Source organism: Acidovorax sp. LjRoot129, assembly GCF_964253765.1.
Classification (GTDB): Bacteria; Pseudomonadota; Gammaproteobacteria; order Burkholderiales; family Burkholderiaceae_C; genus Acidovorax.
The window spans coordinates 2,357,682-2,381,547 of the sequence record NZ_CAXUSE020000001.1 but is presented as its reverse complement, the minus strand read 5'-3'; the positions used below and the strand labels follow the sequence as shown (position 1 = coordinate 2,381,547).

General features: G+C 62.3%; 24 protein-coding genes. 2 read left to right on the top strand and 22 right to left on the bottom strand.

What is annotated here, in order from left to right; translation table 11 throughout:
• Nucleotides 1-12: 12 nt before the first annotated feature.
• The 9 genes from trbL to ACSQ3Q_RS10895 form a co-directional block, all read right to left on the bottom strand.
• Nucleotides 13-1,380 (bottom strand): P-type conjugative transfer protein TrbL, encoded by a 1,368-nt coding sequence (gene trbL, locus ACSQ3Q_RS10935; protein WP_436134402.1) that lies wholly within the window; start codon nucleotides 1,378-1,380, stop codon nucleotides 13-15.
• A 322-nt stretch (nucleotides 1,381-1,702) separates the two neighbouring features.
• On the bottom strand, nucleotides 1,703-2,434 hold the full coding sequence (gene trbJ / locus ACSQ3Q_RS10930; protein ID WP_436134401.1) for a P-type conjugative transfer protein TrbJ: 732 nt from the start codon (nucleotides 2,432-2,434) through the stop codon (nucleotides 1,703-1,705).
• A gap of 10 nt (nucleotides 2,435-2,444) precedes the next feature.
• Complete coding sequence (gene trbE / locus ACSQ3Q_RS10925; RefSeq protein ID WP_436134400.1) at nucleotides 2,445-4,877, bottom strand: conjugal transfer protein TrbE; 2,433 nt, start codon at nucleotides 4,875-4,877, stop codon at nucleotides 2,445-2,447.
• A 10-nt stretch (nucleotides 4,878-4,887) separates the two neighbouring features.
• The gene (locus ACSQ3Q_RS10920) at nucleotides 4,888-5,157 is read right to left on the bottom strand and encodes a VirB3 family type IV secretion system protein (RefSeq protein ID WP_436136981.1); all 270 of its coding nucleotides are present in this window, start codon (nucleotides 5,155-5,157) and stop codon (nucleotides 4,888-4,890) included.
• 2 nt (nucleotides 5,158-5,159) lie between these two features.
• Nucleotides 5,160-5,492: a TrbC/VirB2 family protein gene (locus ACSQ3Q_RS10915; RefSeq protein ID WP_436134399.1), complete on the bottom strand. Its 333-nt coding sequence runs from the start codon at nucleotides 5,490-5,492 to the stop codon at nucleotides 5,160-5,162.
• On the bottom strand, nucleotides 5,489-6,469 hold the full coding sequence (gene trbB / locus ACSQ3Q_RS10910) for a P-type conjugative transfer ATPase TrbB (RefSeq protein WP_436136980.1): 981 nt from the start codon (nucleotides 6,467-6,469) through the stop codon (nucleotides 5,489-5,491). Before trbB ends, ACSQ3Q_RS10915 begins: the two co-directional genes overlap by 4 nt.
• 40 nt (nucleotides 6,470-6,509) lie before the next feature.
• A complete protein-coding gene (locus ACSQ3Q_RS10905) occupies nucleotides 6,510-7,019 on the bottom strand; it encodes a CopG family transcriptional regulator (RefSeq protein WP_436134398.1) in 510 nt (169 codons plus the stop codon).
• On the bottom strand, nucleotides 7,016-9,016 hold the full coding sequence (locus ACSQ3Q_RS10900) for a conjugal transfer protein TraG (RefSeq protein WP_436134397.1): 2,001 nt from the start codon (nucleotides 9,014-9,016) through the stop codon (nucleotides 7,016-7,018). The genes ACSQ3Q_RS10905 and ACSQ3Q_RS10900 overlap by 4 nt, the downstream gene beginning before the upstream one ends.
• Nucleotides 9,017-9,246: 230 nt before the next feature.
• A complete protein-coding gene (locus ACSQ3Q_RS10895; protein ID WP_436134396.1) occupies nucleotides 9,247-10,134 on the bottom strand; it encodes a LysR family transcriptional regulator in 888 nt (295 codons plus the stop codon).
• 555 nt (nucleotides 10,135-10,689) lie between these two features.
• Between ACSQ3Q_RS10895 and ACSQ3Q_RS10890 the strand changes: the two genes are divergently transcribed.
• Together ACSQ3Q_RS10890 and ACSQ3Q_RS10885 are read left to right on the top strand one after the other, a co-directional pair.
• Complete coding sequence (locus ACSQ3Q_RS10890; RefSeq protein WP_436134395.1) at nucleotides 10,690-11,676, top strand: Bug family tripartite tricarboxylate transporter substrate binding protein; 987 nt, start codon at nucleotides 10,690-10,692, stop codon at nucleotides 11,674-11,676.
• Between the two features lie 165 nt (nucleotides 11,677-11,841).
• Entirely contained in the window at nucleotides 11,842-12,735 is an 894-nt protein-coding gene (locus tag ACSQ3Q_RS10885; RefSeq protein ID WP_436134394.1) for a LysR substrate-binding domain-containing protein, read from the top strand.
• Nucleotides 12,736-13,188: 453 nt separating this feature from the next.
• On the opposite strand, the gene ACSQ3Q_RS10880 is transcribed toward ACSQ3Q_RS10885, so the two are convergent.
• From ACSQ3Q_RS10880 to ACSQ3Q_RS10820, 13 genes are all read right to left on the bottom strand, one after another.
• Complete coding sequence (locus ACSQ3Q_RS10880) at nucleotides 13,189-13,923, bottom strand: aspartate/glutamate racemase family protein (protein ID WP_436134393.1); 735 nt, start codon at nucleotides 13,921-13,923, stop codon at nucleotides 13,189-13,191.
• A complete protein-coding gene (locus ACSQ3Q_RS10875; RefSeq protein ID WP_436134392.1) occupies nucleotides 13,920-15,395 on the bottom strand; it encodes an N-acyl-D-amino-acid deacylase family protein in 1,476 nt (491 codons plus the stop codon). The genes ACSQ3Q_RS10880 and ACSQ3Q_RS10875 overlap by 4 nt, the downstream gene beginning before the upstream one ends.
• A gap of 8 nt (nucleotides 15,396-15,403) precedes the next feature.
• Nucleotides 15,404-16,408: a Bug family tripartite tricarboxylate transporter substrate binding protein gene (locus ACSQ3Q_RS10870; protein WP_436134391.1), complete on the bottom strand. Its 1,005-nt coding sequence runs from the start codon at nucleotides 16,406-16,408 to the stop codon at nucleotides 15,404-15,406.
• Nucleotides 16,409-16,601: 193 nt separating this feature from the next.
• Complete coding sequence (locus tag ACSQ3Q_RS10865) at nucleotides 16,602-18,545, bottom strand: DUF3363 domain-containing protein (protein ID WP_436134390.1); 1,944 nt, start codon at nucleotides 18,543-18,545, stop codon at nucleotides 16,602-16,604.
• A gap of 450 nt (nucleotides 18,546-18,995) precedes the next feature.
• Complete coding sequence (locus ACSQ3Q_RS10860; RefSeq protein WP_436134389.1) at nucleotides 18,996-19,508, bottom strand: S26 family signal peptidase; 513 nt, start codon at nucleotides 19,506-19,508, stop codon at nucleotides 18,996-18,998.
• Complete coding sequence (locus ACSQ3Q_RS10855) at nucleotides 19,505-19,978, bottom strand: DUF2840 domain-containing protein (protein WP_436136979.1); 474 nt, start codon at nucleotides 19,976-19,978, stop codon at nucleotides 19,505-19,507. The genes ACSQ3Q_RS10860 and ACSQ3Q_RS10855 overlap by 4 nt, the downstream gene beginning before the upstream one ends.
• Nucleotides 19,979-20,031: 53 nt before the next feature.
• The gene (locus tag ACSQ3Q_RS10850; protein ID WP_436134388.1) at nucleotides 20,032-20,295 is read right to left on the bottom strand and encodes a chromosome partitioning protein ParB; all 264 of its coding nucleotides are present in this window, start codon (nucleotides 20,293-20,295) and stop codon (nucleotides 20,032-20,034) included.
• Complete coding sequence (parA, locus tag ACSQ3Q_RS10845) at nucleotides 20,292-21,053, bottom strand: ParA family partition ATPase (protein ID WP_436134387.1); 762 nt, start codon at nucleotides 21,051-21,053, stop codon at nucleotides 20,292-20,294. Before parA ends, ACSQ3Q_RS10850 begins: the two co-directional genes overlap by 4 nt.
• Nucleotides 21,054-21,212: 159 nt before the next feature.
• A complete protein-coding gene (locus ACSQ3Q_RS10840; protein WP_436134386.1) occupies nucleotides 21,213-22,079 on the bottom strand; it encodes a replication initiator protein A in 867 nt (288 codons plus the stop codon).
• A 26-nt stretch (nucleotides 22,080-22,105) separates the two neighbouring features.
• Nucleotides 22,106-22,408, bottom strand: coding sequence for a helix-turn-helix transcriptional regulator (locus tag ACSQ3Q_RS10835; RefSeq protein ID WP_436134385.1), 303 nt, complete (start codon nucleotides 22,406-22,408; stop codon nucleotides 22,106-22,108).
• A 92-nt stretch (nucleotides 22,409-22,500) separates the two neighbouring features.
• Entirely contained in the window at nucleotides 22,501-23,073 is a 573-nt protein-coding gene (locus ACSQ3Q_RS10830) for a DUF2285 domain-containing protein (RefSeq protein ID WP_436134384.1), read from the bottom strand.
• Nucleotides 23,054-23,254 (bottom strand): transcriptional regulator domain-containing protein, encoded by a 201-nt coding sequence (locus ACSQ3Q_RS10825; RefSeq protein WP_436136978.1) that lies wholly within the window; start codon nucleotides 23,252-23,254, stop codon nucleotides 23,054-23,056. The genes ACSQ3Q_RS10830 and ACSQ3Q_RS10825 overlap by 20 nt, the downstream gene beginning before the upstream one ends.
• Before the next feature lie 152 nt (nucleotides 23,255-23,406).
• Complete coding sequence (locus ACSQ3Q_RS10820; RefSeq protein WP_436134383.1) at nucleotides 23,407-23,748, bottom strand: DUF2958 domain-containing protein; 342 nt, start codon at nucleotides 23,746-23,748, stop codon at nucleotides 23,407-23,409.
• Nucleotides 23,749-23,866 lie beyond the last annotated feature (118 nt).

Sequence of the window (23,866 nt, the reverse complement as noted above, 5' to 3'; positions counted from 1 at the left end):
GAAACCTCTCCTTCAGGAATTCGAGCTGTCACGCAGGCTGGGGCCCGACCCGCTGCCGCCGTGGTCGCCCGAGCGCAAGGTATGGATCGCCGTGGTGGCCGCACGGCTGGCCTGTTGCCTGCGGCGCATGCGCCGGGCCCATGCAGGCTCTGCAGGCGGAGGACCAGCCTCATCCGCATCCGCAGGGGACGGCGCGTTTGCAGGCGCGGCCGCTTCGGACACAAAGCCCGCCATACGCTCTTTTACGGCCTTGGTGCCCGACGCAACCTGCTGCCCCACGGCACTAGCGCCCGTCTTCGCAACATTGGCCACGCCCGCTCCGGCAGCGCGGACGCCGCTCGATCCTGATGCAGCCGCGCCGGCCTGGTAGGCCGCCTTCGCGCCCGCGGCCACGGAATTGGCCGAACGGGCAGCGCCAGAGCCAGCGCCGACGGCAGCTCGCGCCGCACTGGGCGCCATGCGTGCACCCGCGGCCACCGCCGACCCGGCCCCCACAGCGACCGCACCTCCCGCCGTAGCCAGACCAGCAGCACCCAGCGCCGTGCCGGCAGCAGCCCCCGCTCCCAATTGAGGCGCCCCAGACACCAGCCCGGTCGCGATCCCTGGTCCAAAGACTCCTAACCCCAGCATCGCGAGCGCCGCCAGCATGATGGTCAGCGCATGGTCTATGGAAGGCTCCGCGCCCGGCGCCACCGTGAATTCAGAGAACAACCCTGAGCCGATCCCAACGATCACGGCGAGCACCAACACCTTGATGCCCGAGTACACCACATTGCCCAGCACCTTCTCCGCCAGGAAGCTCGTCTTGTTCCACAGAGCAAACGGCACCAGTACGAAACCTGCAAGCGTGGTCAGCTTGAACTCCAGCAGCGTCACAAAAAGCTGCACCGCAAGCACAAAGAACGCCACGATCAGCACCAGCCAAGCTAGGAACAACACGACGACGGTGTCGAGGTTTGCGAAGACGTCGGGAAACCCCACCAGTTCGCTGATCTGCGCCATGATGGGTCGCCCTGCGTCAATACCCACCTTGGCCAACCTGCCCGGTTGCAGCAGCTGCGCCTGGGTCATACCCGAACCCGATGCCGTCAGTCCCAGCCCTGCAAATGACCGAAACAGGATGCCGGCCAACTGGTTGAAGTTGCCGAGGATGAAGGCAAACGCACCCACGTACAGCACCTTCTTGATCAGCCGCGCGATCACGTCGTCGCCATTGCCGCTCGCATGGCTCATGGCCCAAAACAGCCCCGCCAAAGTCACGTCAATCACCACGAGCGTGGCCGTGAGAAAACGCACCTCGCCACCCAGCAGGCCAAAGCCCGAATCGATATAGCGCGAGAACACATCCAGAAAGCGGTCAATGACCGCAACATCGTTCATGGCGCCGACGCCCCATCCTTGGCGAGGAAAGGAGCGCCCTCGGATGCCGGCGATGCAGCCGATGTGACTGGCGGCGGGGCGGACGGCGTGTGCGGCGTCCCTTCGCCCATGAAACGCCGCCGCGTCGCCTCGGCCACTGCATTGCATTGGGCATCGCCCACCTTCGCGTGGTCGGCTTTGCAAAGTAGGCGCAGCTCCCTGTGTCTCTCAGGATTCGCCACCAACGACTCCACCGACGCAATCGATGGCGCCTCATCGCAGGCCACCAGTGCCAACCCAGCCGCGCCCATCCACAACAACTTCAACATCCCGCGTCCCCCTATCAGTGGCTGTAGAAACTCACGGCCGCCGCCGAATACGGTGTCCCAGTACCCTGGAAACGCCGACGCACTTCCCGCGACCGCTCCTGCACCGCCACCTGCCGCGCCTGCTCCAGCGCCGTGGCCCGGTCGTGGGTGATTTGCAGTTGCTGCGCCTGCATGGCCTGGCGCGACTGCAGGGCCATCAGCTGGTTCGTGGCCTGCATCGCCTGCAGGGCACCCACAGCCGACTGGCTTCGGTTCACAAGATCGTTCAGGGCACGTTCGTCCGAAGCAAAGTTCTGCACTGCCTGGGACTGCACCTGGGTGGCAGTGCGCAGCGCTTCGAGCGAGTTCTGCCAGCGTTGCCGCGCATCCAGCGCCATCTGGTTGCCCGAGATCGATGCCGTGTAGCCCTGCGGGTAGAGCCGCTTGAACTCGGATTCCATGCGCGTCACGTCGAAGGCCAGACCCTGCGCCTGACGGATCAGCTGATTGGTCGCAGCCAGTGAAGCACGCAGCTCAGCGAGCGCACTGAAATCCAACCTCGCCAAGTTGCGGGCATCGTTCTGCAGCTGTCTGATCTGGTTGTTGATCTGCTCGAGCGTGCGCGCGGCCGTCAGGATGTTCTGCGAGAAGTTCGAGGGATCGAAGACGATCTTCTGAGCGTGCGCCGGAGCGGCTGTCCCCATGGTCAGCGCGACAACGGCAGCGAGGGTCGCGATCCGAGGTTTGAACGCAGCAGTAGGTTTCATGGCTAAGTCCTCAGGTGGAAGAAATCGATAGAAATGAAGGGATGAGATCGGCTGCCCAATCCACGCCACGGTGACGCAGCCAGGCGGACGCGAAACCAGAAGATCCAGAGGTGGAGACCAGCGCATCCATGGCGCGCTGGTCCTCGGGCGATGAAGCTGCCGCAAACGCCAGCGCCACAGGTCCAAGCCCCAGGTCAAAGACCCGGTTGCCGAGTCGGGACTGGTAGTAGTAGTCGCGCTTGGGCTGCGCGGTAGCGACGATTTCGATCTGCCGGCTGTTGAGACCGAAGCTCTCGTAGATCACGCGGATCTGCGGCTCGGTGGCCTGCGGGTTCGGCAAAAAAATGCGGCTCGCGCAGCTCTCCACGACGGCGGGAGCGATGGTCGAGCCCTTGATGTCCGCGAGCGACTGCGTTGCAAAGATCACCGAGACGTTTTTCTTGCGCAGGGTCTTCAGCCACTGGCGAATGCGCGCTGCGAACAACGCGTCGTCGAGGAACAGCCAGGCCTCGTCGAGGATCAGCAGGGTCGGTGCTCCATCGAAGCGCTCGTCGAAGCGCGCGAACAGGTAAGACAGCACGGCCTGCGTGGCGGCCTTGCTGTGCATCAGCTCTTCCATCTCGAACCCCTGCACGTCAGCCGAGCCCATCCGGTCGTGGTCGGCATCGAGCAGTCGGCCGTGCGCGCCACCCAGCACATAGGGCTGCAAGGCCTGACGCAGCGCATTGCTCTGCAGCAGCACCGACAAGCCGGTCATCGTGCGCTGCTCCACCGGCGCGCTGGCCAGACTGTTGAGTGCAGACCACACCGCGTCCTTCTCCGGTGGGCCGACGGCGACGCCCTCGTGCCGGAGCCTGCCCTCGATCCACTCGGACGCCCAGCCGCGGTAGCCCTCCCGGTCGATCCGGGCCAGCGGCTGAAAGGCGATCTCTCCGCCCTCCTCCGCACCCTTGCCCAGGTCGTAGTGCTCACCGCCCAGTCCGAGGATGGTGGCCCGAATCGAGCGACCCATGTCGAAGGCCAGAATGCGCGAGCCTGGGTAGCGCCGAAATTGCAGCGCCAGGGTCGCCAGCAGCACCGACTTTCCCATGCCTGTGGGACCGACGACCAGGGTGTGACCCACGTCGCCGATGTGCGTGACCAGCCGGAACGGCGTGGCGCCATCGGTGCGCGTCACGATCAAGGGAGGTCCGTTCAGGTGCGCATTGCGCTCCTGCCCTGCCCAGACGGCCGACAAAGGCATCATGTGCGCAAGATTCAGCGTTGAGACGATGGGCTGGCGCACGTTGGCGTAGGCATGACCGGGAATCGAAGATAGCCATGCCTCAACTGCATTCAAGGTCTCGGGGATGGTCACAAAGCCCCGTCCCTGGATGGTTCGCTCCACCGCGCGCAGCTTTTCGTCGGCGGCGGTCGCGTCGGCATCAAGCACCGTCACAGTGGCAGTCACGTAGCCAAAGGCCACCTGGTCGCTGCCCAGTTCCTGCAAGGCCGCATCCGCATCGGCCGCCTTGTTCGATGCGTCCGAGTCCACCAGCAGCGTCTCCTGCTGGAAGATGGTCTCGCGCAGCAAGGCCACAATGTTCTTACGCTTGGCGAACCACTGGCGCCGCAGCCGGATCAGTTCCTTCACCGCCTCAGCCTTGTCCAAACACAGAAAGCGGTTGCACCAACGGTAGGCAAAGCCCAGGCGGTTAAGGTCGTCCAGAATCCCTGGCCAGGTCGAGGTCGGGAACCCTCGCACCGTGAGCACGCGCAGATGCTGCGTCCCAAGCATGGGCGCCAAGCCACCCGTCAGCGACTCGTCGGCCAGCAGCGCATCCAGGTGCATCGGTACCTCGGGCACCGCCACCGCATGCCTGCGTGTGGATACACAGGCACGCAGATACGTTAGCGTCTGTCCATCATCCAGCCAACCAACTTCTGGCATCACCCCGTCCAGCAGCCCCAGAAATCGCTCGGACTCGGTCACGAAGGCGTCCAACCGCTGCCGCCAGTCCACTCCTTCGGTGTCCCGGTTCTCGTACAGAAGATGAGAGGCCTTGGCCCGGGTCTCTTCGGGTGGGAGGTACAGCAGCGTCAGGTGGAAGCTGCTCTCGAAATGGCTGGCATCTTCCTCGAACGCTGCGCGGCGCTCCTCATCGACCAGCCAGGACAGTGGTTCAGGAAACACAGACGCCGGGTAGTCCGCAGCCTCGCGCCGCTCGGCCTCCACGAACAGTGCCCAACCCGAACCCAGGCGCCGCAGCGCATTGTTGAGTCGCGCCGACGTAGCGACCAGCTCGCCCCGCGTGGCACTGTCCAGGTCTGGCCCCCGAAATCGCGCCGTCCGCTGAAAGGATCCGTCCTTGTTCAGCGCCACGCCGGGTGCGACCAGCCCGGCCCAGGGCAGCCAGTCTGCCAGAAGGGAGGGCCGTCGCCGGTATTCCAAGAGGGAGATCATGGTGCGGCCCTCAGACGTCCAGCAGCTGCCGCTGCTTGATGTGGCGCGCGAACACTTGCATGAACTGCGGGTCCATGCGGGCGCCCCAGACCGCGAGCGAGTGCCCGACGATCCACAGCAGCACCCCGGGAATCCAGAGCTGCAGGCCGAGCCCGACCGCAGCGGACAGAGTGCCGTTGGTGATCGCGACCGTGCGCGGCGCCCCGCCAAGCAGGATTGGCTCCGTCAGGGAGCGGTGCAGCGGCACCTCGAATCCGCTGGACACGGATGGATCGGTCATGGTCATGCCAACACCGCCCCGCCCGAGAACGAGAAAAACGACAGGAAGAAGCTGGACGCGGCGAACGCAATCGACAGCCCGAAGACGATCTGCACCAGCTTGCGGAACCCGCCCGCGGTATCGCCAAACGCCAGCGTAAGACCTGTGGCAATGATGATGATCACCGCGACGATGCGCGCCACCGGCCCCTGGATCGACTCCAGGATGGACTGCAGCGGCGCCTCCCACGGCATGTTGGAGCCTGCGGCCTGCGCGGGCAATGCAACGGCCAGCAGCAGTGCTGCGGCGACTGCGCCGCGCAATATGGGTTTTACGGAAAGCGGTGGATACGTCATGACGGTACTCCTGAAGTGGATGAAGATGGAGGCGAAGTGGAAGCCGCAGGAGCGGTCCAGGGCAGCGCCCCGAGCGTGGTGTCGAGCTGGTAGCCGTGCTGATCGCACCCGATGACGCGCGCGATCTCGCGCACACGGCGTGCCCGCCCCCTACCAGCGATGAAGACAATGACGTTGACCGCTTCGGCGATCAGGGCGCGCGGGACGGTCACAGAAACCTCCTGCACCAGTTGTTCCAGGCGCGTGAGGGAGCCGCGCGCCGAACCGGCATGCACGGTGGCGATGCCTCCGGGATGTCCGGTACCCCAGGCCTTGAGCAGGTCCAATGCTTCGGAGCCGCGCACCTCGCCAACGACGATGCGGTCGGGCCGCAGCCGCAGCGTGGCGCGCACCAGATCGGCCATCGTGCTCACACCGGGTTCGCTTCGCATGCACACATGGTCATCGCTGCGACATTGCAGCTCGACCGTGTCCTCCAGGATGAGCACGCGGTCGCTTGTGTCGGCAATCTCGTCGAGCAGCGCGTTGGCCAGCGTGGTCTTGCCGGTGCTGGTACCGCCCGCCACGACGATGTTCAGGCGCTCCCGCACGGCGCAGCGAAGGAAGGCCGCCTGGTCCTCGGTGAGGATGCCATCGCTCACATATTGGGCAAGGGACATGATGCGCAGCGCCCGCTTGCGAATCGCGAACGAGGGTGCGCGCACAACCGGTGGCAGCACGCCCAGGAAACGTTCGCCCGTCTCCGGCAGCTCGGCCGAGAGGATAGGTAGACCCGCATGCACCTCGGCGCGGACGTGTGCGGCTACGAGCCGGATGATCCGCTCGGCGATCACAGGTGGCAGCGCGGCGCCGGTCGGCTCTCGCCCCGTGCCGAGCCGGTCCACCCACAGCGAGCCGTCCGGGTTCAGCAGGACTTCGACCACTTCGGGGTCTTCGAGTGCGGCAGCGATCTCCGGCCCCATGGCCGTGCGCAGCATGCGGATACGCCGGGCGAGCGAAGCGTCGGAAGAGGAGGATTCAGGCGCCGGATGCAAGGTCGGCCTCCTCGGATTCGGCAGTTGGAGCCGTCGGGGGTGCAAACGGCGCGACCTCAGCAGACGCAGAAGTCTCCGCAGGGTCTGCCGCACCCAGATCCTCATGCACTTCCCGCACCAGGCTGCGTCCGCGCTGCAGATGCCGGGCGAGTTGCTCAATGAATTGGGCGTAGCGAGCCCTGCCCTGCGCGCGGGCTGCGTCCTGGTGCCCCTCTGGCACCGGGATAGAAACCGTCAGAAAGTAGCGGACATAGACCGCCATCGTCTCGATCAAGACGTTCTGGTCACGCTCCAGCCGGTCGAACTGGCGCGACAACCTGTCCAGACGCTTGGCAGTTGCCGCTTCGCGTTGGTCACTGCCATCCGGAGAGAGGAAAGACGCCAACGCCGCGGCGATGATCGCCGACTTCGATACGCCTTTGTGCACGGCAAGTCGGTCCAGACGCTTGGCATGCTCTGGCTCAATGAAGATGTTGAGGCGGGTCCGGCTCATAGCGCGATTCCATCTTCCGGGTCCAGCGCCGCCAAGCGTGCTATGCGCGTCAACTGACGATCCACGTCCTGCGGCCGCAGCGGCGCATCATCCTCGTCGTCGAGCACCATTAGGTCACTGGTTTCCGTGTCGGGAGCTTCGGCAGACGCCAGGCCGAGTTCGGGATTGAGCTGGTGCCCACCGTCGTCCGCGAAACCTCCGGCATCGCCAACCGGAGTGGCTGGTGGCAACAGCGGTCCAAGCCCGCTCCAGTCGTCAGATCGGACTGCAGGGCGATCTGCGTACGCCCCCGCAGACAGGACCGGTGCTTTGCAAACGCGGTGCGTGAAGTTGCGGTCCAGGTAGTAGCGCAGCTTTTTGGCACGGATTGGTGGATGCCCCGAGACCATTACCACCGCATCGTCGGGCGGCAGCTGCATCACTTCCCCGGGTGTGAGCAACGGCCGCGCTGTCTCCTGGCGCGAAACCATCAGATGGCCCAGCCAGGGCGCCAGCCGATGGCCAGCGTAGTTACGCTGAGCGCGCAACTCGGTCGCGGTGCCCAGTGCTTCGGATATCCGCTTGGCCGTGCGCTCGTCGTTGGTCGCGAAGGCGATGCGGACGTGGCAGTTGTCGAGGATCGAATGGTTGGGCCCATAGGCCTTGTCGATCTGGTTGAGCGACTGCGCGATCAGGAAGGCGCGCAGGCCGTAGCCTGCCATGAATGCCAGCGCCGATTCAAAGAAGTCCAAGCGGCCCAGGGCCGGAAACTCATCGAGCATCAAGAGCACCTTGTGGCGACGCTCAATGCCGTCCGATCCATCAAGCGATTCCGTCAGACGCCTACCAATCTGGTTGAGGATCAGGCGGATCAGCGGTTTGGTGCGACTGATGTCCGAAGGTGGTACGACCAGATAGAGCGACACTGGATGCTTGGCGGAGATCAGGTCGGCAATGCGCCAGTCGCAGCGCGAGGTGACTGCGGCCACCGTAGGGTCGCGGTACAGGCCCAGGAAACTCATGGCTGTGGACAACACGCCTGAACGCTCGTTCTCGCTCTTGTTGAGGACTTCGCGCGCGGCAGAGGCAACCACCGGATGGGGGCCTTCGCCCACATGGTCAGTGGTCATCATGCGGTGCAAGGTCAGCTCGAAAGGAGAGGCAGGGTCCGATAGGAAATTGGCGACACCGCGCAGGGTCTTGTCTTCGCCCGCGTAGAGCACATGGAGGATGGCGCCGACCAGCAATGCGTGGCTGGTCTTCTCCCAGTGGTTGCGACGCTCCAGTGCGCCCTCGGGATCCACCAGGATGTCGGCAATGTTCTGGACGTCGCGGACTTCGTGCATTCCACGCCGAACTTCAAGCAGTGGGTTGTAGGCAGCCGACCTGGCGTCGGTAGGATTGAACAGCAGACAGTGCGAGAACCGAGCGCGCCAGCCTGCGGTAAGCGACCAGTTTTCGCCCTTGATGTCGTGGATTACTGCGGAGCCGGCCCAGCTCAGCAGAGTGGGTACCACCAGGCCAACGCCTTTGCCCGACCGCGTGGGTGCGAAGGCCATTACGTGCTCTGGCCCCTCATGACGCAGATATTCACCGCCTTTGCAGGCGGTCCGCCCCAGAAAGACTCCGTCGGGCCGTGTTAGACCGACGTCGGCAATTTCCTCAGTACCTGCCCATCGTGCCGAACCATAGGTCGTAACGTGCTTGCTTACTCGCGCGCGCCACACCGCCATCGCGATGGCCGCTCCTGTGGCGAGTAGTCCGCTCGATGCGGCGATGAGCCCCCCACGCCCGAACACCTCAGGTGCATAAGCATCGTAGAAGTACCACCACTCAAATATTTTCCAGGGCTGGTAGATCGGTAAGCCAAGAACATCGATCCAACTCGGCCCAAGACCTGGTTGGTAGTCCAACGCGTGCGCCGTCCATTGCGTGCCCGTCCATACGCCAGCCACGCAAACGGCAAGAACGACGGTGACACTCCCAAACAAGATCCCGTTTGAATCCACACTCGGCATGAGCTCCTCCTTCTTCGCGCAATGCCTTCAAGACACTGCTGCTCCGAGTTTGGAATCTGATTAATGCATCGCGCACCCGTTGCGGCGTAATGCAGAGGGCTGGGGCATAAGCTGTTGAACGCTCGTGCCGAAGACCTGCAAGTCCTCGGGCCGGTGCAGATGGCATCGTCGAAGGAGCTACTCATGGTCTCGCGGTGGCCCTACCAATCTCGCGTACACCGGGAATGCTTTCACTCTTGGGTTCTTGCGTGGGCAATGAAGCGTCGCAACGCGACTGATGAGCCTATTCGCGTGCTCTTGTGGGCGACGAAAGTGGAGATATGCATGGGCTCGCGTAGGGGAAGGACAACTACGTCAGCGCGACTAAGCATCGCCGCGTGTCCAACGTCCGCGATTCCAACGCCGAATCCTGCCGCCACTCGGGTAAGGTAGCCTGCAAACGTACATGCATGTCCCTTCAGCGAGGGCATCTCTACATCCGGTCTTACAAGAGCCTGCAATTGATGCGCAAGACCCGGTTGCCGATCAGTTCGGTATGCCAAGAATGGGAAGGTGAAGAGTTCTGAAATGGACAAGGCTGGCTGACCCGCAAGCTCGTGCCCGATCGGAAGAACGGCGACGGCGGAGTACTTCCATGCGATGTCTTGCGTTATGGATGTGTCTTCCGGAAGCCCGAATGAGAAGCCAGCATCCACCTCCTCGTTTCGCAAGGCGCGTGCGAACTCGGAAGCCCTTAGCTCTGTGACCTCCAACGGAACTTCTGGCACCGCATTGCGCCAGCTACTTAGGCATCGCGCAAGTCTTGGCTGCGACAAGTCGTCGGAGATCCCAATGCGTAGCGGAGCACGAACTCGTGCATCAGTCTCGCGCACCACTCGTATCGAGCGCTCTACCTGCATCAGCAGCTCACGCGCCTCACCAAACAGACGATCCCCAGCGGGAGTCAATTGAAGCCTCCGGGGAGTTCGTATTAGCACCTCTACACCCAGCCGATCCTCAAGATCGCGCATGGCTCGGGACAAGGGAGTCTGGTCCACATGAAGGCGTTCAGAGGCACGACGAAAGCTCAATTCCTCAGCGACCACGATGAAGTAGCGTAGATGACGCAGCTGGATCATTGGGCTCCTTCGTCGCTGGGCTGTCGAGGTTGCCTCCGTTTGACAGTTGTCCTGTAGTTGCAGAAGGGAATTTTCATTTGAGTTGTTAAGTATTGCGCCGAATACAACTCGAAAAGGTGTGTTCGCGTGGCGCCTCTGTGACTTAGACGTCAGTCAATTGGGGGCCACTATGTTTGCCGTACGAGGAAGAACGCGCAACCCACAATTGCTGAGCTGCGCATGCAAGTTCCTCATGCGGCGCAACCGAACTGCGATCAGATCTTTGGGGCTTGGTGCTACACGCACCTCCAAGTGCCGACCTTCGGCCAGAGAGCAGTTGGCAGTAGTCGCCGCCGAGCTATCGCGCTCGCAGATCACCGCTAACTTACGACTGTCCTAGCGCCGCATCGGCATCCTGCCACCACGCGCGAAGCCAAATTGCGCGCGGCGACCCTGCTGAATCGGTCACCCGGCACGATAAATTTGCATGCTGTCGAGGAATATTTTGGTTTGTCTCACTCTTATGCCCCGGCCAAGATCGTGCATGACTGAGGCCGATTAAATAAGGGGGGGATGATGACCAAAGGATTTCTTACGCGCCGTGAACTCTTGCAGACCGTTTCTGCGCTTGCCTTGCCAGCGATATCTTTGCAGTCCAGTGCATCAGGTTGGCCGGACCGGCCGATTCGCTTTGTCGTGCCTTCCGCAGCAGGAGGATCGCCTGACGCAATCTGCCGGGTGTTGGCTACCGAACTATCCGCTTCGCTGAATCAGCCGGTGGAGGTTGCCAACCAGCCGGGTGACGGGGGAAGCGCGGGAATGCTGCAAGTGTTCCACGCCGCACCAGATGGATACACGGTCGGGTATGGCAACGTCGTGACATTGGCGATCAATCGTCACATATATCGCAGACTTGCGTACGACCCTGACAAATTCACAGGCATCGCCTTACTAGGTACGGTGCAGAACGCATTGATAGTGCGCGATTCGATATCTATCAAAACCGTTCAGGAACTGGTGACCTTCGCCCGGTCCAAGCCTGGCCAATTGACAATGGGCTCCGCGGGAAACGGCACTACCGGCCACCTCGGGGGCGAACTCTTCAAAATTCTGACTGACACCAACATCACGCACATCCCCTACCGGGGAAGTTCAGCCGCGTTCAACGACTTGCTGAGCGGAAAAATCGACTTGATGTTCGACAACCTTTCCTCTTGTGGCTCCCACATCAAAGCGCAACGGGTACGTGCCCTCGGTGTGAGCGGCGCCAAGCGCGCCCCTACCTTTCCACAAATCCCGACCATTCAGGAGAGCGGTGTGAAGGGTTTCGAAACGACCTCATGGGGCGGGGTTGTGGGTCCGCCCGGGGTACCTGGCGAAGTAGTAACCCGATTGAATAGTGAGATCAATAGAATCCTAACGATGCCCGCAGTGAGGGAGAGATACAAAGAAATCTCATTTGAAAGCATGGCGTCAGTCCCAAACCTCATCATGACCATGGCAATGATCGAGAGCAAAAAATGGGAACGCGTTATCGCAAAGTCAGGCACTAAACTGGACTGATCAGTTCGGCAGAAGTAGGAGAAGTGGGCGCCTATCTGCTCGAGACCTCAAGATGCTCCATGGGCAGTACGAAGACGAAGCCTTGAGGTGATTGCGAACACGTGTGTCGACACCAGCGCTATCTATCTGCACGCTATCGCAGAATCATCCAGTGTCTATCGCATCATGACCCTGTACACCCGCGCTCCCTCAACAATGTCACTGCTGTGCCTTGAGTCGAGCGCTCGCCTAGGTTCGTTCACCGCCGCTGCACTAGAGCTTCACCTGACTCAGGGGGCTGTGAGTCGCCAGGTTCAAACTCTGGAGGAGCGCCTCGGCGTCGCGCTTTTCATCCGTCGGCGAAACGCGTTGGCGCTAACCGACGCGGGCCGGTATTACCTCGCAGAAGTTGAACCGCTACTGCAACGCCTGGATCGTGCGACGTCGACCGTGATGGCGTTCAAAGGCCGAGGCGGCAATCTTTCCTTGTCAGTTGGCGCATCAGTGGGGACTTACTGGCTGATTCCCCGCCTTCCGGCCTTCACGCGCGATCACGGTGAAATCACACTGAACTTAGTAACCCGCGTGGGCCCGGCGGACTTCCACGCCGCCTCCGTTGACGCGTCGCTCGAGTTCGGTGACGGAAAACGCCCGGGACTACACAGTGAATTTGTACTCCCGCTTATGTTGACACCGTACGCGGCTCCGTCGTGGATTGCTGCGAATGGCGAGACGGTGACTATGCACACCTCAAGACCATCACTGATCCAACACACAACGATGCCAGACGCTTGGGACAGCTGGTACAGATTCGACAACATCGACGGCGCAGCTGGGCGCGAAGGCCCGCGCTTCGAAATCATGTCGATGGCCCTCAACGCCTGCATCGCAGGGATGGGGATAGCTCTGCTGCCTCCATACATGGTGGACGATGCCATCACCTCAGGCCGGCTCAAACGCCTTTCGCGCAGAAAGATGCAGTACCCGAAAGGCTACTATCTGGTGTGCCCGGAAGAGACGGCACAGATGCAATCACTGCAGGTTTTCCGGCAATGGTTGCGTCAACAGCAGGGCAGTTAACGCCACATCTTCATGCATAGTTGCCGCCGCTGCCCGCGGGCTTCAAACGTAGTGGCGCCCCGACACGTACGCGTTCGTCGAACGGGGACGTCGGCTAGTGCCGTACGCGTCGACAGCGAGGCGCAAGTGCTGCGCGTCAATGTCTTCAACCAATGCGCACCAGACTTCACTCGGGTTTCCGACACCGCATCGATCCCACCACCTGAGAGTCTTAGCGACGCTGGCCGCCATTCCAAAACTCTTTAGGCCTGTATCAGCTGCCGAAGAACGCAGCTGTCGAGGTTGACATGGTCGTGCACACAAACGCCCCGATAGCCCACGGGCAGCAGCCAATGGCTGCCGCAAGGGCCAGAGCGATAGTGCGCGCGGTTCGGCACACCGAACACTCTGCGTACCGTCTCCCGCCACGTTATCGCCGCAGTATCGCGAGGCGCTCTGTCCCCACATTCAGCCTCAGATTGAGTAGGCACGCCGATCAAGAGCGCTCGAGAGGATTGCGGCCGGATTTACCAGCTCTACCTCGGGGCGCTGAGGCATTGACGTCAAGGCCAACGGAATTTCCGTGCATGCCAGAACCAATGCCTGACATGCGTGGCGCTCGACCATGCGTTGTCCGACCGTATCAAAGCACTCACGAGCAAAGGACATCTGTCCGGCCTTGACGCCTTCCACGATTCCGCGCATTACTTCCGCTTGCTCGTCAGGCGCAGGCAAGTGGCATTGGATGCCAGCGGCATTGAGTGCTGACGTGTAAAGCCCGAGCTGATAGGTCCCCAGCGTGGCGAGGAGACCTACCGACCGAAAGCCGTCTCTCAAAAGCTGATGAACTGTCTCTTGCACGATGTGCAGCAACTCGATCTGTGGCGCATGCCGGCGGAGCTCAGCATGCCATGCATGAGCAGTGTTGCAGGCAATCGCCACGCACGCCACCCCCTGCCTTGCCATGCCATCCAGCGCCTCCAACATCGTAGGCAAAGGCGAAGTGCCACCACGCAAAAGTGCGTCCGTGCGGTCGGGTGCGGGGATCTGAACAAGCCAATGTTCCGGGAATGCCTGATCATGTACACGTCTACCCATGCTGCGCATGTGCATTTCACAAGCTGAGACAAACAGCTGCAAAAAGTCAGCCCCGGCTGCTGGCCCCATGCCACCCAGAATTCCTACCTTGCGCGTGTGTTCAGCGTTCATGCGTAGGCAACCTTTGCATCCTCGTCACGGCGCTTGTCCTGCCGTTGGCGACGCAATACCTGCCCCGCATGCGCGTTCACCGTCTGTCCGTCTCGACAAGCCAGCTCGCCATTAACGAAGACTGCCTCGATACCGACGCTAGGCTCGGTCGGCTTCGCGAAGGTGGCGCGGTCTCCGACGCTGCCCTCATCGAACACCACGATGTCGGCGGCGTAACCCGGTGCGAGCAGACCTCGATTAAGCAATCCAAAGCGTCGTGCGCTCAGTCCCGTCATCTTGTGCACCGCCGTTTCCAATGAGAACAGGCGCTGGTCGCGTGCATAGTGGCCAAGCACCCGCGGAAATGTGCCCCATAGACGCGGATGGGGTACCACGTCATGCGCCAAGCCGTCGGAGCCAATCATGGTGAGAGGATGCGCCAGGATCCGCTGGACATCGTCCTCATGCATAGCGAAGTACACCGCGCCTGCCGGAGAGAGTTGCTCCACCAATGAGACGGGTGTGCATCCACGCTCTCGCGCAAGCTCAAACAGCGAACGACCAGCGGCTGAAGGATCGCCGATGGACCAAGTGACCAATACCTCTCGCGACTCGCCAACGCGACTGGCCAACAGCATCGTCGATGACGCGCTATACGGGTAACAGTCCATGCACACGCCTTGCTGCATTGAAGCGGCCTCAACTGCGGCAAGGGTCTGAACAGAACGTCCATGATTGCGCTGACCTATGAGCTTGTGGTGCGACAGTACGGTATTGATATCCAGTGAGGCTCCGATGAAAAGCGCCTCTCGCAACGCCTCGTCAATGGCGTCGCCCTCATCGCGGAGGTGCATGGTGATGAGTGCGTGGGCTGCGCGAAGCGGTGCCCCCACTGCGATCACTTCCTCGGCCGTTGCGGCGCGTGCCGGGGGGTAGTAGAGCCCTGTCGACAGTCCGAAAGCGCCCGCGTCGAGGGCGTCTGCCAAGTCCTGCGCCATCCGTTCGACTTCCAACGGGGTCGCGGCTCTTTGAAGGTGCGCCACATGACGGACTCGCAAAGTGGAGTGCCCAACAAGACACACAGCATTCAATGCCGGCCGGGCCGCCTCAAGCGCATCCAGGTACATCGCAAAGCTGCTGTAATTCCAATCCTCCGCCCCGAGCAGACTCAAAGGCGCTGGAGGTGTCTCAATGCTTGGTAGTGGCGCAAGGCTAATGCCGCAGTTTCCCGTTACCACGGTCGTAACACCCTGACTGAGCTTGGGGTGCGGCCCAACTGGTGTCTTCAGCAGCAAACGGTCGTCGTGCGTGTGCACATCGATAAAGCCAGGGCTGACGATGCGTCCCGACGCGTCGTAACGTCCAAGCGATTCGTGAGCAGCGAGATCACCAATCGAAGCGACCCGACCATCCACGATTCCGACATCAGCCTGCACCCGAATTGCGCCGCTGCCGTCCACTACAGTGCCGCCAGAAATGATGAGATCCAGCATGGGTCTGCCTAGCCCACCTGAGCGCCAGAGCGCTTAACGACATCCGCCCACATGGGTGACTCTTTTCTTGCCCGCTCGGTCAGGCGTTCTGCAGGGCCAGGGGTGAGTTCGAAGCCAAGCGCGGCGTACTTTTCTATGACAGCGGGTTGTGACAACGCTTCGTTCATCGACTTGTTGAGCAAAGTCGCGATGGCCTTGGGTGTCCCGGGGGGCGCAACGATACCGCCCCAGCCGACAGTTTCGTAGCCACTAACCCCCATCTCCGCCACCGTAGGGATCTGCGGAAACTGCGGACTGCGCGCGGCGCCTGTTACGGCAAGCACTCGCACACGCCCAGAGCGAATGTGCGGGAGGATTGAGCTCAAGTTGTCGAACATGAGATCGACGACGCCTCCAAGCAGGTCGGTGATGCCCTGAGGGCTGCCGCGGTACGGGATGTGTAGCATCGACGTGTTCGTCAGCGTTTTGAACAGCTCGCCGCTCAAATGACCCGTCGTTCCGCTCCCTCCGGACGCGACCTTTAGCTCTCCCGGCTTTGAACGCGCGAGTGCAATGAGTTCCTTCACGTTCTGAGCCGGGAGATCCGCTCGCACAACCAGCGCGTTTTGCACGAAGCCAATCAAGCCAATGGGCACGAGTGCCTCAGGGTCGTACGGCAACTTGGAGTACAGCGCCTTGTTGATCGACAGGGTATCGACATTTGCGTAGCCGAGCGTATAGCCATCGGCCGCTGCTCGAAACACATCCTGCATACCGATGTTTCCGCTGGCCCCAGGTTTGTTGTCAACGACGAAGGGTTGCCCCAGAGATTTTGGGAGTTCGTTTGTCAGGATGCGACAAACAGCGTCGGGTGAACCACCGGCAGCCGATGGCACCACCAGCCGAATCGGTTTTTCAGGGTATGCCGCTGCGGCATGCGCCCAGGAAGGGGCTAGCACTGCGGCCGCGGTATAAGAAACAGATTCCATCCAGCGGCGGCGCGACAGGCTGACAGGGCGGAGCGAGGCATTCATCGGTGCATCCTTTCGTTGATCAGGGAATGTGAAGGGATGCTAGGTAAGCTGCACTTTCGTTACAAACCATTAAAAATCGGCCCAGCATGCGTTTTTCTCATGCTGGAGACGAACGAATCGCACTGGATGTCTACCCCCGAAATGAAGCGCCTGGGCAAGCAATGTTCCTGAAGGAGACGCAGCAGGGAAAACGTTAGCCACCAATGCCCAGCCCACGATGCCGGCCGACGACCCAACTCACCGATCCTCCTCGCACGGTCGCACTCAACGTTTCGCCAATGCGACGCTCGATCACCGGTTTCCAGGGCACAAGACTGAAACTATGGCCATCGTCGAGCATTGCAAAGCGCCCACTCGCGATTTGAATGGTGTGGCGGTACACACCCGTAAAACGCCCACCGTCGGTCAGCACCCGGTAGGGTCGGCCAGTCTGATCCTGCAAGCGTTCGCCCACCGCCGCCAACTCGCGATCGCGCAGGGTTGAGAGTAGGTTCCGGGCAAGGACTACACGCGGCCCCCTTCTCTCGGCCAAGCCTAGTTCGCTAAGAAAATCCACGCGGCCCTGCACGGCGGAGCGCAATTCAGCACCGAAACCCTGCGCCACCGCGCTCCTGCTTTCACTCACCAATTGCCTGTCGAGCCAGGTCGCGCCTATGGCACGCACCTGCTGCTCGATGGGAAGGTGCGACCGCAGTTCGATGACCGGACCGAGCGACTTCTGCGCATCGTATTGCTGTGCTCTCTGGTTCAGATCCGGCGGAATCTTCCAGACGCCATCTGCAACGCGCTCGACGATACCAACGCGGCGCAACGCCTCAAGGCGGCGGACGTGAACTTCGATGGTGGTCTGAGGGTCGAAGTGGTTCATCGCGTTGAGGCGCGCCGAGTGGTCCTCCGTCTGGTAGACGCCCTGTCTCGCTACTGCGGCAATGCGCTTGTCCACCGCTTTCTCCCGTCCTGGTGGCTGGACCTCCACGATTCCGTTGATGGGCAAAGTCGTTAGGTCAACACCCGCCGGTAGCTTCAAATAATGCGCCCTACCGTCAATGCCATCGACCACCAAAAAGCCCCGGTCTCGCAATTCGTCGGCCAGTCCCTTCCCCGCAATGCGGCCAATCACAGGCGCGGTAGGCGAGTGGTCGATGACACACTCCCTCGGCAGCCCTTTCATGGCTCTGCGAATGAGCTCCAGCGCGTCCTCCCGCTCCCCCATAGCGCTGAGAGCCTCCGCCATGCTGGGCTCGAGCTTCCACCGCTTCGCATCTACCCTCAAGGCCAGCCCCATGGCCTCAAGCCGTTGCAACCTTGCCCGCAGAATGTTCTGCCTCTGTCGGTCCGACGCATGGCCGCTCAGGTTGATTTCGCCGCGATCGACTTGCCGGATGAGAGACCTGTCCAGGCTCGTCATCCGCTGCTGGTCCACCTCACGCAGCAAGCTCTGCCGGATCTCCGCTTCCGTGCGCGGACCGAGCATTTCGGTCACGATTTCGCAGGCTCGCATGCGCATTCCGTGGGCCATGTAGTCCGGAGAGATCAGGAGATCCTCCTTGCTGCTGGTAAGCCCATTCAGCACGATATGGGTGTGCGGATTGTCTGTGTCCCAATGGTCCACGGCTACCCAGTCCAATCGGGTCTCCAGGTCGATCTCCACGCGGCGCATGAGTTGGCGGGTGAAGCCTTTCAGGTCTTCCAATTCCATCGCATCCTCGGCCGAGACGATGAAGCGGAACTCATGCCGACTACCCTGACCACGCTCTTGGAACGCCTGAAGGTCCGACTTGTCAGTCTCAGCACCATAGGCCCGCCCTTTCTGGCCATCCGGTGTGACGCCGTCGCGCTCTATGTAGCGCAAGTGCAGCGCCGCAGAATTCGGGCTGGCGCGCTTGAGCACCACGTAGCGGGACTTGATCACTACACGTCGCGCATTCGGCCCCAACCGGTGCCCGGCCATCGCTGCTGCGACGCGACCGCGCCCAAAGCTATTGACGGGCCTACCGATGCTTTTTCCGGAAGGCTTCGCACCCGTCTTCGATACCTTCTGGAGCACCTGCGAAACGAAGCGCTGTGATCGCGCATCACCGCGCGACTTCGGCGCCGCAGGCTTGACCCGAAAGTAATCCTCGTTACCGCGACCCATGAAGACCCCAGCGCACGCCGTCGCAGCGCGTCTCAAGCGGCACGCGGCAGACGCCGCTGGGACGCGGACCGCTGGCTCTGCGCGGCACGCGCAAGGCACTTGGCGGTGCCGGCACAAACCCACGTGCAGACTGGTTTGGGAGCGCACGGCGTGCCACCCCTTTTATCTGGCCCTCCGTGTTCGCCCTCCGCATGCGCTCCCGGCTCTGACCTCCCGCCAGCCGCACATTGCCGGCGCCACGCTGTCCGAACGACAGCGAAACTGCAGCGGGTGCTGCACGCCGGTGGCAATATCCCTGCACGACGGAACGCATGTCGCGCGCTTGAGGGAAATCATTTCCACAGCACCGACGACCTGCTGCGGGACACTTCGGTCGCGCATACAAGACGCAACGCTGCCGCTTGTATGGGCGCGCCGCGTGTCCTCCAAGGAGGACTGACGTAGTCACGCTCATCGCATGCTCCAGACCCACATCGGACGTGCCTTGCCGATCACGGCGGACGCGTCGACAGGACCGAAGTAGCGGCTGTCGTAAGAACCAGGGTGGGCGCTGCTGAGCAGGAACACCTCACCATCGACAAGTGCTCTGCAGTGCGGCCAGGACTGCAGTTCTCGGCTCGCTTCATCCTTCTCCAGCACCGCCGCGACGACGGTGCCATCAACACGCACAGCCCCCTCCCCCACGCAAACCAGCTGGGGCGCCATTGCGCCGATGCGCTTGAGCAAAGGAATGCCCGCAGGCAGGTATCCGCGCTGTGCAGCCAGACCGGCCACGCGGACCGGAAGCCGGACTAGCACGATGCTGCCGACGTGCAGCGCTCCGGGCGAACTGATGAGGTACCAACCCCGGGACACGCTGTCACTCGGGTTGTAGACCAAGCGCGTCGGAGACTGCACTATCGTGGGCATATAAAGCGTGGCAACGCCGATGCCCATGCAGGCCAGGACCAGCCGGCGGTTCATCGCAGCGCCTCTCGCGCAAGGTGCGCCGCATGCCGTTCGACGGTGTAGACCGGCAACGGTTGGTGCGCACTCAATCGATTGCCTACCGTGCGCCAGTAGGTGTCGGCCACCGTGCACGGATTGATGCCCAGCGCCTCGACTGCATCGATCACCGCGAGCACCGCCTTCACCTGCGTCTCGCCATCGGCACGCAACAATATACGGGCACCCGGCAGCACACCCGCCACGCGCTGTGCATCCTCGAAAGGTGTCGGCGCCTGCATCACGAGGAGCTGCCAGAGCGCCGTGCCATAGTCGTTGCCGATCCACTTCACCCTACAGCAGACAGTACCCGGCGTGAACATGGCCACGCGCCGCCAGCGGTCCAACACGATCTCCGCCGTCGGCTGGCCAAACCGCAGCCAGACATTCACCCGGTCCTTGACGAAAGCAAGAGAAACGCGCATTCGGGTGGACCTTTGCGACGCCATCGCCTGCAGCGGATTCGGCCGAATGGCTGCCGACGAATGAGATTCCGGGGCCGTCACGCCATGTCCTCTGGATACTCGCGCTCCAGCAGCTCGCGCAGCATGTCCGCCGCTGTGATGCCGCGCCGGAACGCTACAACCTTGATTCGCCCACGCAGCGTCGGAGTCACATCGATGGTGAGCCGCGCGGTGTATATGGAGGCCTTGGCGGAGGCGTCGGGCGCTTCCCCCTGCCGCACCCAGGTTGTTGCTGGGTCTGCTCCGGGCCTGCGTCCGATTGGCGCTCGGCGCGGCTTCACCGCTGACAGGGGAGAAGTCATCGCAGGATCTCCTGCACGGCCTGCGCGAGCGCCGCAATCTCGCGTGCAGCAGCACACTGCGGCGCCACTTCACACGCCAGCCGCCCTGCGGCCACGCTGTCGGCGAACACAATGCGCTGGGAGATCTCGGTCTCCAGCGCGGCAAACGGCTGGTCCGCGAGTGCTGCACGCGCTTCGCGCCCGATCACCGTGCCAACCACACGGCGGTTGATCACGAAGGCTGCGCGCAACTGCGGCCGGAACACCCGGGCTTCTGTGATGAGCTGCACCATCTCATGGCTGGCCCACACGTCGTAGGCGCTCGGCTGCACCGGGATCAGCACCAGGTCGGCGGCCAGCAGTGCGGAACGCGCAAGCGACGCGACCCTTGGTGGTCCGTCAATGACCACAAAATCAGCCTGCAGGGCAATCTGTGGCGCCTCCTGGTGCAATGAATCCCTGGCCAGTCCAAAAACGCCGTAGAGCCTGTCCTCCCCGCCCTGGAGCCTACGCTGTGCCCAGTCGAGGGCTGAACCTTGGGGGTCGGCATCGAGCAGCGTGACGCGGCTGCCTTCCAAGGCGAGTTGGCCCGCCAGGTGCGTAGCAAGCGTGGTCTTCCCTGCCCCGCCCTTCTGGTTGAGCAGAGCGATCACGTTCCCGGGGCGCTTGCCTTGCTTTTCTGTTGAAGGATTTGGGAGTTCTGGATCTGCTTGAGTTGCGATCGCAGTACCGCTGCCCAATATTTGAGCAGCGTCTGCTCGCGCGCGCGTGACTTCCATTTATGTTTCCCTTTAGATGTTTAGGGAGTGCCGAGACCGTTGCTGGACGCGGCTTTCCGGTCAATCGGTGCGGGCGATCCACCGATACTTCTGCGGCTGATCCCCCGAGGGTCGTGCGGGCGATCCACCGAGTCCGCCCCCAGGCGATCCACAGGTTCTTCAACAGAACCTGTGGACAAGTCGCTCCGAGGGTCTGTTGTCCGGGTCGGGCAGGAAGGCCAGCCACTCGATCCCGCCACGGCGCTCAATGGACAGCCAATAGCCCGGCAGCGCCTGGCGCCGTGCAAGCTGGCGCACCTGGATTGCAAAGTCCGAGGGACGCTGCAGGCTCCCGGACTTGAGGTGAAGGTGGCGCATGTCAAACCGCCAGCCCGCCTGCTGACGCCCCCCGTGCTTGCGCACGAGCCTGTACAGCCAGCGCTCGATCCCCCCGGAAAGACCGAAATACGTGGGATCAAGCGTGAGCACGAGCCCCTCCTCCATCACGCCCGTGAAAAACCAGTCGGCCAGGATGAGTTCGATGCCGTCGGAGCGGCCCCCAGGCTGGACGTACTCTTTCCACTCGTTGATCCAGGAAAAGCGGTGTATCCGCTTGCTGCCGTTTGGACGCGCCCGCTGGCGCAGCGTCGTGGCAACGGTGGTGGACTGCAACCGGTCGAGTGCCGCACGCAGCGCGAGGTAGTCGCTGCGACCCGTACCCCTCTGCGCAAAGCGCAGGATCTCGTAGGGAGTGGCTACCATCAGGCGCGAAGGCGCAATGCCTTCTTTCTTGGCCTGAATGATCTGGCTCGCAGCCCAGATCAGCACGTCCGCGTCCCAGATGGTGGCAATGCCATGCTCAGGAACCCCCTCAACCGTGAGAGAGATGCCACCTGCTTCAAATCGGATCGGCACAATGCGCGGCGACTTGGCGAGCGAGAAGAATGGATAGGCCATCAGGTCCTGCGCGTCGCGCAGCGCCATATCGCCCGCCGGCAACGCACGGAACAAAGATAGCTGCTCGCGTTCGTTCGGGCGCTTCGACATCGGTGGTGCTCCCTCGTCCGAACCGGTCAGCGCACAGAGTCGCGCTGCACGTAACCGGGGTCCGAGGTCATGCCGTAGGCGCGACCGTCGGCCCAAGCACGCAGGTCAGTGGCCGCATAGACCACCCGGGCGCCGAACTTGCGGAAGCGCGGGCCGCCACCGAGAACGCGCTGCTTCTCCAAAGTGCGCGGTGAGAGCCGCAGAAATGCGCCCGCTTCTTCAGTGGTCAGGAACTCAGGATTTGCAGAAGCTGCGGCGACAGTAGCCGCAGAGGACTGCTGCGCAGCCGCTGTGGCTGCGCGGGACGAGAAAGAACTGCCAATGGCCATGACGAACTCCATCACTGTCGATGGGCCGCAAACCATTCGCAGCCCGATGGAGGCAGTCTCGGGAATCCGCCCTGATCCGAGCAGGGAAAGATTCAGCGCACCGGTTCGTCTCCGGGAGGCTTTGCAGCAGGACTCAGCACACCCGCCAGGGAGAAGTACCCGCCATGCATGAACGCCTCAGCCCGCCGCAGCAGATGACGCACCTGCGCGCGCAGTTCGCCATCCTCGTGCCAGCGCAGAACGACGGCTTCAAGGCCGAACAGTGCCTGCGCAACGTCGCGATGGGACGCGCCCGCCTGGGAAGCATCGAGCGCCTGCAGGGCGCGCAAGTGCAGCAAAGCGGCACGAGTGGCCGCCCGAACAGGCGAGAACTGAGGCACACGGCCTTCCAGGGCCTGTGCCTGCTCTCGGTACTCGTCGAGCTGACTGCGAAGCCCTGGAGTCAGCGGCACGGCGCCCACATAGGAGCCGCCATCTTCCAGAGTGCCTGAGAGTGACACGCGCATGCGAAGCGCGCTGATATCTGCGGTGAGGGCCAGGTTGTGGCCGTCCATCATCAGTCGCTTGCGGCCGGGTATGCGCCACAGATCGAACTGGCGGGTCGCAGCGCCGTGCGCATGCACGGCACGCACATGCAGCAGCTCGTCAGAGGAAGAAAGCCACACCGGGTGCGCAATCCGTCCGTCCAACTCGGGATCTTCGGCGACATCGCAACCCCCAGCGGGCAAAACACACCCCCGACTTTCGACGCGCCCAATCGGAGCAGTAGCCCGGATTGCGACGCAAGTATTCCCAGGCAAGCGCCGCATGGTCAAGGTCGAGCACGTATAGATAGGCGGCAGACACGCCCCAAGGCGCGTGGGGACGATCTTCAGGGTTGGGCTTGGTCACGGAATCCTCCTGCAAAAGGGGGAACCTGCCACACGAGAAGAGACACAAGGTCGCTATTAACGCGAGGTCACCTCGCGTGCCGAGCGATGCTGAAACTATTGTGTCTGTCAGTCGTTGATCGAGCCATCGCGCTGTGCGTCCGCGAGATAGCCCGAGAGCGTCTGGCGGGGCCTGAAATGCAGATCTGCCACGACCCGCATGCCACGCGGCCCCCGAACAACCTGCAGGGCGGAAAGGCTGACGTGTCCCAACTCCGGACTACCCGTCCCTGCGTCGCACAAGCCAAATGCCCGGTCCTCATCTGCATCGAGCTCGGTCAGCAACCATACGGCGCCAGCATCCAGCGTGTACAGCTTGACCACCGGCAGAGGATCCGAAGCGTCTCCACGCGCACGCGCGGCCCCGTTGGCCAGCATCTGGACTTGCTGCTCATTGGTAAGAAATGTCATCGAAGGTATCCGTAAGACCGAATGGTACTTCGACATTCATAGGAAGGTTGAAGAGCCTCCATGACTGCAGGCGTTGGCCATTCACACAGCGCGAATTTTATGAGTTAAAGATAACGTG

Excerpts from the sequence above, each read along its gene's own strand:
- ACSQ3Q_RS10890 (WP_436134395.1), top strand. The coding sequence starts at position 10,690 with ATGACCAAAGGATTTCTTACGCGCCGTGAACTCTTGCAGACCGTTTCT.
- ACSQ3Q_RS10835 (WP_436134385.1), bottom strand. The coding sequence starts at position 22,408 with ATGGCCATTGGCAGTTCTTTCTCGTCCCGCGCAGCCACAGCGGCTGCG.
- ACSQ3Q_RS10840 (WP_436134386.1), bottom strand. The coding sequence starts at position 22,079 with ATGTCGAAGCGCCCGAACGAACGCGAGCAGCTATCTTTGTTCCGTGCG.
- ACSQ3Q_RS10860 (WP_436134389.1), bottom strand. The coding sequence starts at position 19,508 with ATGAACCGCCGGCTGGTCCTGGCCTGCATGGGCATCGGCGTTGCCACG.
- ACSQ3Q_RS10880 (WP_436134393.1), bottom strand. The coding sequence starts at position 13,923 with ATGAACGCTGAACACACGCGCAAGGTAGGAATTCTGGGTGGCATGGGG.
- ACSQ3Q_RS10870 (WP_436134391.1), bottom strand. The coding sequence starts at position 16,408 with ATGAATGCCTCGCTCCGCCCTGTCAGCCTGTCGCGCCGCCGCTGGATG.
- trbE (WP_436134400.1), bottom strand. The coding sequence starts at position 4,877 with ATGATCTCCCTCTTGGAATACCGGCGACGGCCCTCCCTTCTGGCAGAC.
- trbB (WP_436136980.1), bottom strand. The coding sequence starts at position 6,469 with ATGCTGCGCACGGCCATGGGGCCGGAGATCGCTGCCGCACTCGAAGAC.
- parA (WP_436134387.1), bottom strand. The coding sequence starts at position 21,053 with ATGGAAGTCACGCGCGCGCGAGCAGACGCTGCTCAAATATTGGGCAGC.
- ACSQ3Q_RS10900 (WP_436134397.1), bottom strand. The coding sequence starts at position 9,016 with ATGCCGAGTGTGGATTCAAACGGGATCTTGTTTGGGAGTGTCACCGTC.
- trbL (WP_436134402.1), bottom strand. The coding sequence starts at position 1,380 with ATGAACGATGTTGCGGTCATTGACCGCTTTCTGGATGTGTTCTCGCGC.
- ACSQ3Q_RS10920 (WP_436136981.1), bottom strand. The coding sequence starts at position 5,157 with ATGACCGATCCATCCGTGTCCAGCGGATTCGAGGTGCCGCTGCACCGC.
- ACSQ3Q_RS10820 (WP_436134383.1), bottom strand. The coding sequence starts at position 23,748 with ATGACATTTCTTACCAATGAGCAGCAAGTCCAGATGCTGGCCAACGGG.
- ACSQ3Q_RS10855 (WP_436136979.1), bottom strand. The coding sequence starts at position 19,978 with ATGGCGTCGCAAAGGTCCACCCGAATGCGCGTTTCTCTTGCTTTCGTC.
- ACSQ3Q_RS10875 (WP_436134392.1), bottom strand. The coding sequence starts at position 15,395 with ATGCTGGATCTCATCATTTCTGGCGGCACTGTAGTGGACGGCAGCGGC.
- ACSQ3Q_RS10885 (WP_436134394.1), top strand. The coding sequence starts at position 11,842 with ATGACCCTGTACACCCGCGCTCCCTCAACAATGTCACTGCTGTGCCTT.
- ACSQ3Q_RS10915 (WP_436134399.1), bottom strand. The coding sequence starts at position 5,492 with ATGACGTATCCACCGCTTTCCGTAAAACCCATATTGCGCGGCGCAGTC.
- ACSQ3Q_RS10850 (WP_436134388.1), bottom strand. The coding sequence starts at position 20,295 with ATGACTTCTCCCCTGTCAGCGGTGAAGCCGCGCCGAGCGCCAATCGGA.
- ACSQ3Q_RS10905 (WP_436134398.1), bottom strand. The coding sequence starts at position 7,019 with ATGAGCCGGACCCGCCTCAACATCTTCATTGAGCCAGAGCATGCCAAG.
- ACSQ3Q_RS10895 (WP_436134396.1), bottom strand. The coding sequence starts at position 10,134 with ATGATCCAGCTGCGTCATCTACGCTACTTCATCGTGGTCGCTGAGGAA.
- trbJ (WP_436134401.1), bottom strand. The coding sequence starts at position 2,434 with ATGAAACCTACTGCTGCGTTCAAACCTCGGATCGCGACCCTCGCTGCC.
- ACSQ3Q_RS10865 (WP_436134390.1), bottom strand. The coding sequence starts at position 18,545 with ATGGGTCGCGGTAACGAGGATTACTTTCGGGTCAAGCCTGCGGCGCCG.